Origin of the sequence: Flavobacterium sp. UBA7680, from assembly GCF_002482975.1 — a bacterium.
Taxonomy (GTDB): Bacteria; Bacteroidota; Bacteroidia; order Flavobacteriales; family Flavobacteriaceae; genus Flavobacterium.
On the sequence record NZ_DLHA01000017.1, the window covers coordinates 213244 to 226393 of the forward strand.

At 32.3% G+C, this 13150-nt stretch carries 14 protein-coding genes; 12 read left to right on the forward strand and 2 right to left on the reverse strand.

The features are described 5' to 3' along the window. Positions 1-152: 152 nt before the first annotated feature. The 10 genes from B3C18_RS03495 to B3C18_RS03540 all read left to right on the forward strand — a co-directional run bounded on the left by B3C18_RS03495 (position 153) and on the right by B3C18_RS03540 (position 8918). Positions 153-1208 (forward strand): glycosyltransferase family 4 protein, encoded by a 1056-nt coding sequence (locus tag B3C18_RS03495; protein ID WP_291142445.1) that lies wholly within the window; start codon positions 153-155, stop codon positions 1206-1208. A 166-nt stretch (positions 1209-1374) separates the two neighbouring features. Beyond that, positions 1375-2478, forward strand: coding sequence for a pyridoxal phosphate-dependent aminotransferase (locus tag B3C18_RS03500; protein ID WP_291142448.1), 1104 nt, complete (start codon positions 1375-1377; stop codon positions 2476-2478). A gap of 90 nt (positions 2479-2568) precedes the next feature. After that, positions 2569-3582: a UDP-N-acetylmuramate dehydrogenase gene (gene murB, locus B3C18_RS03505; RefSeq protein WP_291142451.1), complete on the forward strand. Its 1014-nt coding sequence runs from the start codon at positions 2569-2571 to the stop codon at positions 3580-3582. 38 nt (positions 3583-3620) lie between these two features. Beyond that, positions 3621-4121, forward strand: coding sequence for a hypothetical protein (locus B3C18_RS03510; protein ID WP_291142454.1), 501 nt, complete (start codon positions 3621-3623; stop codon positions 4119-4121). Positions 4122-4299: 178 nt separating this feature from the next. Beyond that, positions 4300-4914, forward strand: a complete 615-nt coding sequence (locus B3C18_RS03515) for an FMN-binding negative transcriptional regulator (protein WP_291142458.1) — start codon at positions 4300-4302, stop codon at positions 4912-4914. 84 nt (positions 4915-4998) lie between these two features. Further along, positions 4999-6105: a glycosyltransferase gene (locus B3C18_RS03520; protein WP_291142467.1), complete on the forward strand. Its 1107-nt coding sequence runs from the start codon at positions 4999-5001 to the stop codon at positions 6103-6105. Continuing rightward, on the forward strand, positions 6096-6647 hold the full coding sequence (locus B3C18_RS03525; RefSeq protein WP_056200936.1) for an RNA polymerase sigma factor: 552 nt from the start codon (positions 6096-6098) through the stop codon (positions 6645-6647). The genes B3C18_RS03520 and B3C18_RS03525 overlap by 10 nt, the downstream gene beginning before the upstream one ends. Positions 6648-6803: 156 nt before the next feature. Beyond that, positions 6804-7637, forward strand: coding sequence for an energy transducer TonB (locus B3C18_RS03530; protein WP_291142476.1), 834 nt, complete (start codon positions 6804-6806; stop codon positions 7635-7637). A 96-nt stretch (positions 7638-7733) separates the two neighbouring features. Then, the gene (locus B3C18_RS03535; RefSeq protein ID WP_291142480.1) at positions 7734-8471 is read left to right on the forward strand and encodes a DUF4184 family protein; all 738 of its coding nucleotides are present in this window, start codon (positions 7734-7736) and stop codon (positions 8469-8471) included. A 66-nt stretch (positions 8472-8537) separates the two neighbouring features. Beyond that, a complete protein-coding gene (locus tag B3C18_RS03540; protein WP_012022332.1) occupies positions 8538-8918 on the forward strand; it encodes a PH domain-containing protein in 381 nt (126 codons plus the stop codon). 56 nt (positions 8919-8974) lie between these two features. Here B3C18_RS03540 and B3C18_RS03545 read toward each other — a convergent pair whose 3' ends face one another. Together B3C18_RS03545 and B3C18_RS03550 are read right to left on the reverse strand one after the other, a co-directional pair. Next, the gene (locus tag B3C18_RS03545) at positions 8975-9832 is read right to left on the reverse strand and encodes a M48 family metalloprotease (RefSeq protein WP_291142486.1); all 858 of its coding nucleotides are present in this window, start codon (positions 9830-9832) and stop codon (positions 8975-8977) included. A gap of 197 nt (positions 9833-10029) precedes the next feature. Further along, complete coding sequence (locus B3C18_RS03550; RefSeq protein WP_291142488.1) at positions 10030-10905, reverse strand: M48 family metalloprotease; 876 nt, start codon at positions 10903-10905, stop codon at positions 10030-10032. Positions 10906-11207: 302 nt separating this feature from the next. Between B3C18_RS03550 and lipA the strand changes: the two genes are divergently transcribed. Then, positions 11208-12074, forward strand: coding sequence for a lipoyl synthase (lipA, locus tag B3C18_RS03555; protein WP_073486544.1), 867 nt, complete (start codon positions 11208-11210; stop codon positions 12072-12074). A gap of 73 nt (positions 12075-12147) precedes the next feature. After that, positions 12148-13146, forward strand: a complete 999-nt coding sequence (gene gap / locus B3C18_RS03560; protein WP_291142916.1) for a type I glyceraldehyde-3-phosphate dehydrogenase — start codon at positions 12148-12150, stop codon at positions 13144-13146. Positions 13147-13150: the final 4 nt, after the last annotated feature.

The following is a 13150-nucleotide window of genomic DNA, read 5'->3' on the forward strand; positions in this document are numbered from 1 at the left end:
TTCACGAATTAATAGCTTTGACAAAGCTTAAAACTTTGTCAAAGCTAAACCAATCACAATTAAAAATTTGTGGAAATTTGTGTAATTCGTGGCAACTTTTCTATAAATCCTTTTAATCTGTGAAATCTGTGGCGAAAAAAAAACTCATTTCAATGAAAAGAAAAATACTTTTTCTTGGAGAATCGTACCGCGCCGATGCTATAACATGGATGAAAGGCCTGAAAGAATTTGGCGATTTTGAAATTATCACCTGGGAACTTCAATCTCCGAGTAATTCAAAACTTAACCGATTCAAACGTATTTTAGAATATTTCTTCGCTCCTATTTCTATTCGAAAAATAATCAGAAATAAAAAACCAGATATGGTTATTGCGGAAAGAACTACAAGTTACGGATTTCTTGCTGCTTTGTCTGGTTCAAAAACTATTGCAATCGCGCAACAAGGCCGAACTGATTTATGGCCGGAAGATTCTGTTTTATATCCATTTAAAAAGTTTATTCAGAAATATGCTTTCAAAAAAGCGCATTTAATTCATGCCTGGGGACCAGTTATGACCATTTCTATGAAAGAAATTGGCGTTGACATGAGCAAAGTTTTGGTTCTTCCGAAAGGGATTGATTTATCACTTTTTACACCTTCAACAAACAATTCCAATAAAATTGAAGCGATTGTGACGCGTTCGTTACAGCCGGAATATCGACATGATTCTATTTTAAAAGCATTTAGTATTTTACATCAAAAAGGAATTGATTTTTCGCTGACTATTGTTGGCGACGGAACAAGATTGCAATTTTTAAAAGATTTGGCTAAAGAACTTCAAGTCGAAAACAAAGTGATTTTTACAGGAAGAATCCCGAATACTGAACTTCCTAAATTATTACAGCAATCGAATATTTATATCAGTATGCCAATTACCGAAGGTGTGTCTGCATCATTATTTGAAGCTATGGCTAGTAATTGTTATCCTGTAGTTTCGGATATTGCTGGAAATCAAAGCTGGATTACACATCGTGAAAATGGGCAGTTAATTACAATCGACGATATTGAAATGCTTGCCAATGACTTAATTTGGTCTTTTGAGAATCCTGAATCTCGAAATGAGGCCATTATTCGAAATAGAAAATTTGTAGAGGAAAATGCTAATTATGATATTAATATGAAGGTTATTGCTGATCGATATCATGAGTTGCTGGATTCTCGAAAGTAATTTAACCGCAAAGACGCAAAGTTTACGCAAAGTTCGCTAAGCTTTGCGTTCATTGCGTAAACTTTGCGTCTTTGCGTCTTTGCGGTAAAAAAAACCTTCGTAACTTTTCTTCAATTTCAACGACATACTATTATAACAGATTGTGTAATTTAATTCTTAAAATAATATGAGTAATAGAAGAAATTGGTTAAAACAAGTAGGTTTAGGCACAATAGGATTAGGTTTAACTTCATTTGAAACATTTGCAAATCCTTCGCCAGAAAATTATATTCCTTTAGATGTAGACAAATCTCCTATATTATTACGATCAAATGAAAATCCTTATGGTCCTTCTCCACTCGCTCGCGCCGCCATGCAAAAAAGCATCAATAGCAGCAATCGATACGGTTGGAATCTTTCGGGAGAATTAATTTCTCTTATTGCAAAAAAGAATAATGTTTCTGATAATAATATTTTATTAGGTGCCGGTTCAACAGAAATTTTAGATTTGGTTCTTCAACATACTGCTTTAAAAAAAGGAAATTACATACTTGCCGAAACAACCTTTAACTATTGGACATTTCCTTCTGAAAAATTAGGAATAAAAAAAATTACGGTTCCGTTAACTGTAGATAAAAAACATGATTTAGCGGCAATGTTAAAAGCAATTGATTCAGATACAAAAATGATTTATATCTGCAATCCAAATAATCCAACAGGTACAATATGCGATCACGAAGAGTTAGTTTCTTTTGTAAAAGAAGCATCTAAAAATGCCATTGTTTTTGTAGACGAGGCTTATATCGATTTCACAAAAGAACAATCATTAAGCAGTCTTGTAATTGAAAACAAAAATCTAATTATCACTAAAACTTTTTCAAAAATGCATGGTTTAGCCGGCGCACGTATAGGCTATGCCATTGCGGCTTCATCGACTATTGACGAACTCAGCGCTTTAAAATCATCTCCAAATTTATCTGTTAGTGTTGTATCAACAGCTGCTGCTATGGCATCTTTAAATGATGAAAAGTTTATTAAGGAAGTTTATTCTTTAAATGAAGAAGTTAAGAAATATACGATTGATCAACTTACGAAGCTTAACTTAACCTGCATTCCTTCTTATTCCAATTTTATTTATTTTTCTCTTGAAAATTATAAAAAGGATTTCTTTAAACAATTAGAAGCCAACAATATTGAGGGAACCAAAATCTATGAAGAAAACGGAAAATGGACCAGAATTACTATTGGAACAATGAAAGAAATGCAGCAATTTATTGAAGCGATAAAGTAAATTCGCTTAAAAAGACTTTCTAAGGTTAAAACTCAATTGAAATAAATTATAATCCTTACTTTTGACCTCAGATTAAAAAGCCTTTTACACATGCATATCCAATCCAATTTTTCTTTAAAAAACTACAATACTTTCGGTATTGAAGCCAAAGCCAAAAAATTTGCCGCAGTACATTCTGTTGAAGAACTGAAAACTATTTTAGAAGAAAACAAAAACGAGAAGAAATTTATTCTTGGCGGCGGTAGCAATATGCTGTTAACAAAAGATATTGATGCTTTGGTCATCCATATCGATTTAAAAGGAAAAAAAATCATTAAGGAAGACGATGATTTTGTTTGGGTTGAAAGTCAGGCTGGTGAAACATGGCATGATTTCGTGCTTTGGACAATCAACAATAATTTTGGCGGATTAGAAAATATGTCTCTAATTCCCGGAAATGTCGGTACAACTCCAGTTCAAAACATTGGTGCTTACGGAACTGAAATTAAAGATACTTTTGTTTCCTGCGAAGCAATCAACATCGAAACGCAGCAAATAAAAACTTTTGCCAATACTGAATGTAATTTTGGATACCGCGAAAGCATCTTTAAACATGAAGTAAAAGATCAATTTATTATTACTTCGGTAATCTATAAATTGACAAAACGCAATCATAAAATCAATACATCTTACGGAGATATTTTGGCTGAATTAGCTAAAAACAATGTTTCTGAACCTACTTTAAAAGATGTAAGCAACGCTGTTATTGCTATCAGGCAAAGCAAATTACCTGATCCTAAAGAATTAGGAAACAGCGGCAGTTTCTTTAAAAACCCTATTTTATTGAAATCTGATTTTGAAAAAATTCATCAAAAATTCCCTGAAATGAAGTTTTACGAAGTTTCTCCAACCGAAGTAAAAGTTCCTGCAGGATGGCTTATTGAACAGGCAGGCTTTAAAGGAAAACGTTTTGGCGATGCGGGAGTTCATAAAAATCAGGCTTTGGTTTTAGTCAATTACGGAAATGCAACGGGTCAGGAAATCTTAGCGGTTTCAAAACAAGTGCAGCAAACCGTTTTTGAAATCTTTGGCATCCAAATTGAAGCCGAAGTCAATGTGATTTAAAAAAACTCAGACCTTACTAGCTTACCAACCACACCTTAATGAAAGAATTAAATATCAAAGTTATTTTACTCCAAATATTCGGAATGATTTTCCTGATTAATGGTATTCTGCAGCTTAGATTTTACACCGTATCTGAAAAAATCATCTGGGCAGAAACACATTCGCAATATCAACATTCGCAATATTGGAACAAATTATTACCTACAAACGAAGGCGTTTTTAACTTTTGGCCTAGTGTATACGTTTGGATATTTTTAGGTTCATTAATAGGAATCTGCGTACTTGCTTTTGTAAATTGGAAGAGCAAACTTTCGTCCCTAAATACAATTATAGTGGCAATTGTATTGTATATTCTATTAAGACTTAAGTTTTTCAGAAAAGAAATGATATCTCAATTATTCCGTCCCATCAGAACCTTTTGCTCTGATGATTTTGGAACACAATGTTTGATTGAAGGAATAATTTTTACTTTTATTGGAGTTACTATTTTATACCTAAGTGTAATTCAGATTTATTTGAACTCAAAAAAAATGAACTGAAATTTAGATTGGTGATTAAAATTCTTCCTTATAATTTAACACCTCAAAAACCGAAAAAGTTATAGAAAGTACCTTTGAATTATCGGCAAATCTTTATCTTCGTTTTGAAAACTTCAAGAATTTATATTGATGCTGAAGTGAATGCAGCAACGAAGAAATCTTGAAATAAATTCTCAAAATGTATACACCTGAACTCTATAAAGATGAAGATCCGGAATCAATCAGAACTTTTTTAAAAGAGAATAGTTTTGGAATTCTGATCAATCAGACTAACGGAAAATTATGCGCAACGCATATTCCGATAGAACTGGAAATTAATGCTGATGGAAAAGAAATTCTGCAGGGACATATTTCTAAACTGAATCCGCAAGCTGAAGGTTTTGCAGAAAACGATCAGGTTTTAGCTGTATTTACAGGTCCGCATAGTTATATTTCATCTTCTTGGTACGATCATGAAAATGTTCCAACCTGGAATTATATAGCTGTACATGTTTACGGAAGAATCAAGATTGTAGATTACACCTCAACTGTAGAACAGCTAAAAAAGCTTGTTGACAAATACGAAGCTAATTCTGAAAATCCTGTTCGTGTTGAAGATTTATCTGTAAAAACCATGCGAGAAGCCAGAGGAATTTTTGGTTTTGAAATAGAAATAGATGAAATTCAGTCTACCAAAAAATTGTCTCAAAACCGCGACGATCATAATTATAAAAACATAATTTCGGAATTAGAAAAAACCGAAAACCCTCAGTCTATTGCTATTGCAAAAGAAATGTCAAAGTGCCGAAAGTAAATTGATATTAAACATTGAAAATTAGGAATTCATAACTACCTTTGTTCTCGCAAAATTTGGAACATTAACAGACATTAAAACCATATGCTTATAATTTTACTTTACTTTTTTAGTGCCATTGTTTTTATTCAGCTTTTCTACTATTTAGGAATTTTTGGAAAATTTGCTTTTGCTAAACCTCAAGAAGTTACGCCAAAGAATATTCCGGTTTCTGTTATTGTCTGTGCAAAAAATGAAGAAGAAAACGTAAAGAAATTTATCCCTTTATTAGCAGAGCAAAATTATCCTGATTTTGAAATTGTTTTAATTGATGATGCATCAAGCGATGAAACGCTTGAAGTTTTTGAAGAATTTGAGCAAAAATATTCGAACATTCGCTTGGTTAAAGTTGAAAATAATGAAGCTTTTTGGGGAAATAAAAAATACGCTTTAACCTTAGGAATCAAAGCAGCAAAAAAAGAATACCTATTATTTACTGATGCAGATTGTTATCCAACTTCAAAAGACTGGATTACATCAATGACTTCGCAATTTGATACAGAAAAAACTATTGTTTTAGGTTATGGAGGTTATGAAAAAATAGAAAATTCTTTATTAAATAAAATTATTCGTTTTGAAACCATATTAACTGCTGTTCAATATTTTTCATGGGCAAAAGCCGGACTTCCATATATGGGAGTTGGACGAAATTTAGCGTATAAAAAAGATGAGTTTTTTAATGTAAATGGTTTTATTGATCATATTCAGGTTCGTTCCGGCGATGATGATTTATTTATCAATCAGGCTGCAACCAAATTGAATACTACAGTATCGTATGCGCCTGAAAGTTTTACATATTCAAAACCAAAAGAATCTTTTAAAGACTGGTTTACACAAAAAAGAAGACACGTTTCTACGGCTGAACATTATAAGTTTTTTGATAAATTTCAATTGGGACTTTTCTTTTTCTCACAATTATTCTTCTTTTTATCAGTTATAATTCTGCTGGCGTTTCAATTTCAATGGATTGCTGTTGTAGCAATTTTAGCAACTCGTTATACTGTAGTTTGGACTGTGATTGGTTTTTCTGCAGGAAAACTTAAAGAAAATGATATTAAAATTTGGTTTCCAGTATTAGAAATTGTGCTAATTGTAACACAAATTAATATCTTTATAACTAATATTTTTTCAAAACCTGTATATTGGAAATAAATTCTAAAATAGAAAAAGCAAAAAAAGGTGACCAGGTCGCCTTTACTTTTTTATTAGATTATTTCTGGAATGAAGTTTATGGCTTTATGCTTAAACGTACAGAAAATGAAACTACCGCAGAAGATATCACCATTGAAACTTTCTCAAAAGCTTTTGATAAAATAGGTTCTTATAACCCGGAATTTCAGTTTAACACTTGGTTAATTGCCATTGCAAAAAATGTTTATATTGATTTATTACGTAAAAAGAAAACCAATCTTTTTATAGAAATCACTGATACTGAAGACCAACAGGCATACAATATTGCCGACACTACTCCATCTGCCGAAGATGCATTAATTAAAGAGCAAAACCTCTCCCGTTTGCTTTTATGCATCAAAGAATTAAAACCCCATTATCAGGAAGTAATTCACCTTCGATACTTTCAGGAAATGTCCTATCAGGAAATTGCTGACAAAATTAATGAGCCTCTAAGCAACGTAAAGGTAAAATTACTTCGTGCTAAAAAATTATTGGCAGAAATCATTGAACGTAATAGATAATTTATTATCTTTAAGAAAAGAATAAGATATAATCATATTTTTTCTTAAAAAAATAATTTATTCACACACTAAAACAACAACTTCTACGTTGTTTGCTTAAACCCAATTCACTATCGCGTATGATTTAAAGTTACTTAACCTTAAAATCCAAAAATCATGACTAAATTAAGCATCTATGAAAACAAGTGGATCGACCTTGTTTTCGAAAACAAAAACAAAGAATACGGAGCGTACCAATTACGCCAGGAAAATTCTAAAACAACAGTTACGGCTCTATTTATGGCCTTGTTGTTACTAACTGCCATAGGAAGTGTATCGATGTTGCTTAATAAATTTAGAACAATTGATCCCATTGAGGAGCCTGTTCCTATTACACCTCTTACTTTAACTGATGTTGATCCAATAGTGGTTCCAAAAACAAAGGATCCTGTTGCCCCACCAATGAAATCAACGCCACCGGCAGCAACAGCACCAGTAACGTCAACTCAATTAACAAATCCGGTTATAGTACCTACAGATCAGGCAACACAAACTATCGCAGCTAATGTGGACAATACTCCTCATGTAGATAATGCTAATGGAACGGAAGGAACTGTAGTAAATGCAGTACCTGGAAATACTGGCGGAGAACCTGCAATTGTTGATACGGGAGAAACTGGAACTACAATTGTTAACGTAGCCGTTTTAGACAAATTACCAGAATTCCCTGGAGGAATTAAAAAGTTTTATACTTATGTGGGTAACAATTTTACAAAACCAGAATTGGATGCAGAAAAAGTATTACGTGTGTATGTTTCATTTGTAATCGAAAAAGACGGTACAATGACAGACATTGTAGTTAAAAACGATCCAGGATTTGGAATGGGGAAAGAAGCTGTTAGAGTTTTAAAATCATTAAGAACAAAATGGGTTCCGGGAATATTAGCTGGAAAACCAGTTCGTACAGCGTACAATCTTCCAATAACAATACAAACAGGACAAACTGAATAAAAATAAAATATAGAAAAAGAAAAGCAGAATTTAGGTTCTGCTTTTTTTATGGTTTTAATTAATGACATATCTTTATCATTAATTTATAAGTTAAAAATGCCTTTTACATTTGCCCATCCCGCAATAGTTCTGCCTCTAAATTATTTACCTAAAAAATGGTTTTCATTAACTGGACTTATCATCGGAAGTATGACTCCAGATTTTGAGTACTTTATTAGAATGAGAGTAGAAAGTCATTACAGCCATAGTATTGATGGTGTTTTTTGGTTTGATCTGCCGCTTGCAATTCTACTAGCATTTACATTTCACAACATTGTTAAAAATCAATTATTCCAGAATTTACCCGAATTAATTCGATCACGAGTTCTTACTTTTAACCAATTTAATTGGAACAGGTATTTCAAACAACATTGGATTATTGTAGTAATATCAATTTTAATTGGAACTGCTTCACATCTTTTTTGGGATAGCTTTACACATGAACATGGCTATTTTGTAAATCATATTGCCTTATTTCATGATTCCATTTCTATTTCTCATCTAAAAATTCCAATTTTTAAAGCTGTACAGCACTTAAGCACTTTTATTGGCGGGTTGATTATTTTATTTGCTTTTTCTAAACTTCCAAAAGATAATACTTCAACAAAACCTGTAAATAAAAACTATTGGATTTGTCTTGTTTTATTTTCACTTATTATTTTAGTCTTTCGATTTGCGATAGGATTAAACCCAAAACAATATGGACACTTAGTAGTTTCTGTAATTTCCTCTGTTTTATTTTCTCTAATATTGACTCCTCTTTTTTTAAATCTAAAAGCAATTGCTAAAAATTAACAAAATCGATTACTTTTACATTAATTAAAAAACGGAGACAATTAATCAACTTTTAAAAACAATAAAATGGGAATATTTTCAGCTCTTATGGGCAATGCCGGTACAGTAAGTCAGGAAGATTTACTTAAAAAATACGGTCAGCTTTTAACAGATAACGAAGAAATTGAAATGGGTTTTAAACTTATTCGCGATACTTTTATCTTCACAAATAAAAGATTAATCTTAGTTGATGTTCAAGGATTAACAGGAAGCAAAACTGAATATAAATCTATTGCTTACAAAAGCATTACTCGTTTTAGTGTAGAAACTGCGGGAACATTTGATCTTGATGCAGAATTGAAAATCTGGGTTTCAAGCGAATTAAATCCAAGTATTGTAAAACAATTCAATAAATCTGTAAACGTATACGATGTGCAAAAAGTTTTGGCACATCATGTTTTAGGTTAATTTAGAAATAAAAAAACGGCAGATTTAAATCTGCCGTTTTTACTTTATATCAAAAACTACTTTTTCTTCTTTGTAGTCGTTTTTTTCGTTGTTGTCTTTTTAGGAACTGTATTGTCAATTTTTTGCTGAACGTATGGTTTGTAAACTCCATCTTTTTCAGCTCTTGCTTTTGCATCATCTGCTCTTTTCTTAGAATCAGGATGCGAACTCATCATTTGATCAATAAATGACGCTTCTGCACCTTCACTCATTTTAGCTAAAATTCTAAAAGCAGATTCTTCTGCATTTACATTATAACCATTTTTCTTTAAGAAGTTATAAGAATATAAATCAGCTTCTGTTTCTTGTTTACGGCTGTGTTTGCTATCAATTAAAGCACTTCCAATTTTCCCTAACTGGCTATCTGTAACTGCAGATATTTTTGTCGATTGTGATGAAGCTCCATCAATTAAAGCTTCTTTTTGGTAAGCCGCACGCATTGCATCTCTTGAATCATTATTAGCAACGTGTCCAATTTCGTGACCAATTACAGCTAATAATTCGTTATCATCCATAATATCCATTAATCCTGAATATACACGAACACTTCCGTCTGCGGTTGCAAAAGCATTTACTTCTTTTACTTTATATACTTTATAATTTAAAGTAAAACCATCACCTGCTGTATGTTTTCCAAATACTCTGTTTAATCGCAAAGTATAACCATCAGTTGCTGGCGCTACTTGATTGGTAGAGTCTAATTTTCTAACCGCTTCTTTAGATAATGCTGCTGCATCTGCATTTGTTAAAGTGAAAGCTGCCACACCTTTTTGAACTGCTCCTATCGCCTTTTCACCAAAATTAATCTGTGCATTCATTTTTGTAAAACCAAATGCTGTAAATATTAGTCCTACTATTATAAATCTTTTTTTCATGTTTTTATAATTACAATTTAACAACAAATGTAAATAACATAATGCTATTTCATTTCACACAAAGTTTATTTTTTTAACAAATTAAAGATATGAATTTTAAACGAGCTATTTATCAATATTGTAGGTGTTTCTGACATAACGATCAAAAAAAAACCGGTAAATTCTGCAGAATTACCGGTTTTACTTTTATACAAAAATTACTTCTTTTTTGTTGTTGCTTTTTTAGCAGTTGTTTTGGCAGGTGCTTTAGTTGTTGTTTTTGCAGGTGCCGTATTTACAATTTTCTGCTGTACATAAGCTTTATACAAACCATTTTTTTCGGCTCTTTTTTTAGCATCATCGGCTCTTTTGCCAGAATCCGGATGTGAACTCATCATCTTGGTAATAAAAGATGATTCTGCACTTTCACTTAAATTTTGCAAAATTCTAAACGCTGATTCCACTGCATTCACATCATAGCCATTTTTTTTCATGAAATCATACGAAAACGTATCTGCTTGAGATTCTTGCTTTCTACTGTGTTTGCTGTCGATCATTGCGCTTCCTATCTTTCCTAATTGAGATCCTGTAAGTGTCTCAATTTTTCCTGATTGTGATGAAGCGGCATCTAACAAAGCTTCTTTTTTATATGCTGCTTTAATAGCATCTCTTGTATCATGATTAACTACGTGACCTATTTCATGTCCAATAACGGCAAGTAATTCATTATCATCCATAATATCCATTAAACCTGCAAATACACGAACACTTCCATCTGCACAGGCAAAAGCATTAATATCTTTTACTAAGTAAACTTTATAATTTAAAGTAACTCCTTCACTTGAAGTGTGTTTTCCAAATAAACGATTTAAACGAATTGAATATCCGTCTGTCACTGCGGCAACGGGATTATTGGCATCCATTTCAGCAATTGATTCTTTTGCTAAAGCAGCAGCATCTTCATCGCTGAAAGTAAATCCTGAAACACCTTTACCTAAAGCTCCCATAACTTTATCTGAAAGTATCTGTGCATTCATTTTTGTAAAACTAAAAGCTGTCAATAAAATTCCTAATACAATAAATTTCTTTTTCATGTCTTTCTAAACTATTATTAAATTAATAGCAAAAATATTACAGCAAAAATCCTCCATTGTCTAAAAAAGGCAAATTTGCAGCAGATTAAGGTTAAAATTGAAATTTTAAAAAAGTCAGGCTAAATATCAAAATCTTAAGTAAAAATTAAAAAGATAAGCTTAAAACATATTTATAATCAAACTATTAATACTTAAGCTTCATAATCTTAAATAATATTAGGAGATATGAAAAGTAAACGAAAAGCAAATTAGCATCATCAAATAAACAACATTCCGTATCTTTGTGTTCAGATTTATGATATATGGAAACAGTCATTGAAAACATACCACCTGCAAAACCGAAATGGTTAAAGGTAAAATTACCAATTGGACAAAAATATACTGAACTACGTGGTTTAGTTGATAAATACAGCTTAAATACGATCTGCACCTCTGGAAGCTGCCCAAATATGGGAGAATGCTGGGGAGAAGGAACTGCAACTTTCATGATTTTAGGAAATGTCTGCACCCGTTCCTGCGGTTTTTGCGGTGTTAAAACCGGACGCCCGGAAACGGTAGATTGGGACGAACCTGAAAAAGTAGCTCGTTCTATAAAAATCATGAATATTAAACATGCTGTAATTACAAGTGTTGACAGAGATGATTTAAAAGACGGAGGTTCTATCATTTGGATAGAAACTGTAAAAGCAATCCGTAGAATGAACCCAAATACTACTCTTGAAACTTTGATTCCGGACTTTCAGGGAATTGAAAGAAATATTGACAGAATTGTTGAGGCAAATCCTGAAGTAGTTTCTCATAATGTTGAAACCGTTCGTCGTTTAACACGCGAAGTTCGTATTCAGGCAAAATATGATCGCAGTTTAGAAGTTTTACGCTATTTAAAAGAAAAAGGAATAAACAGAACCAAATCTGGAATCATGCTTGGTCTTGGTGAAACCGAAGAAGAAGTTTTCCAGACTATGACTGATTTACGAAATGCAAATGTTGATGTTGTAACTATTGGACAATATTTACAGCCAAGTAAAAAACATTTACCTGTAAAAGAATTTATTACTCCTGAGCAATTTGCCAAATACGAAAAATTTGGTCTTGAATTAGGATTCCGTCATGTAGAAAGCGGACCGCTTGTTCGTTCTTCATACAAAGCACAAAAACATATTTTATAAAAAGTTTAATTGTTTAATCGTTTAATTGTCAAACCGATTAAACGGTTAAATGATTCAACAAATAAACAAAACATTGAAAACAAGAATTGCTATTAATGGTTTTGGAAGAATTGGAAGAAATTTATTCCGTCTTCTTATAAATCATCCTGAAATTGAAGTCGTTGCAATTAATGATATTGCAGATAACAAAACCATGTCGCATTTAACAAAATACGACAGTATACATGGAGTTCTTCCTTTTGCTGTAAGTTATGATGAAACAGGAATTATTGTAGACGGAAAACATATTTTATTTTTTCATGAAAAAAGCATTTCAAATCTGGACTGGAAAAGCCATTCGATAGATATTGTAATTGAATCGACCGGAAAGTATAAAACGCATGAAGAATTTAATGCACATATTGAAGCCGGAGCAAAAAAAGTAATAGTTTCTGCACCATCAGAAGTTGATACTATTAAAACAGTAGTTCTTGGAGTTAATGAAAATATATTAGACGGAACAGAAAATATTGTTTCAAATGCGAGCTGTACAACAAACAACGCCGCTCCGATGATTAAAATCATTGAAGAATTGTGCGGAATTGAGCAAGCATACATTACAACGATACATTCTTACACGACAGACCAAAGTCTTCATGACCAGCCACATAAGGATTTACGCAGGGCCAGAGGGGCAAGTCAGTCAATTGTTCCAACAACTACGGGTGCAGCTAAGGCATTAACAAAAATTTTTCCTAAATTGCATGAGAAAATCGGAGGCTGCGGCATTCGTGTTCCGGTTCCCGATGGCTCATTAACAGACATCACGTTCAATGTTAAACGTGCTGTTACGATTGAAGAAATTAACATTGCATTTCAAAAAGCCTCAAAAACAAATTTAAAAGGAATACTAGATTACACAGAAGATCCTATCGTTTCTGTTGATATAATTGGCAATACACATTCGTGCTTATTCGACGCACAATTAACCTCTGTCATTGACAAAATGGTAAAAGTTGTGGGTTGGTATGATAATGAAATTGGCTATTCATCAAGATTAATTGATTTGATTTTACTGATAAGAAGAACATAAGAAT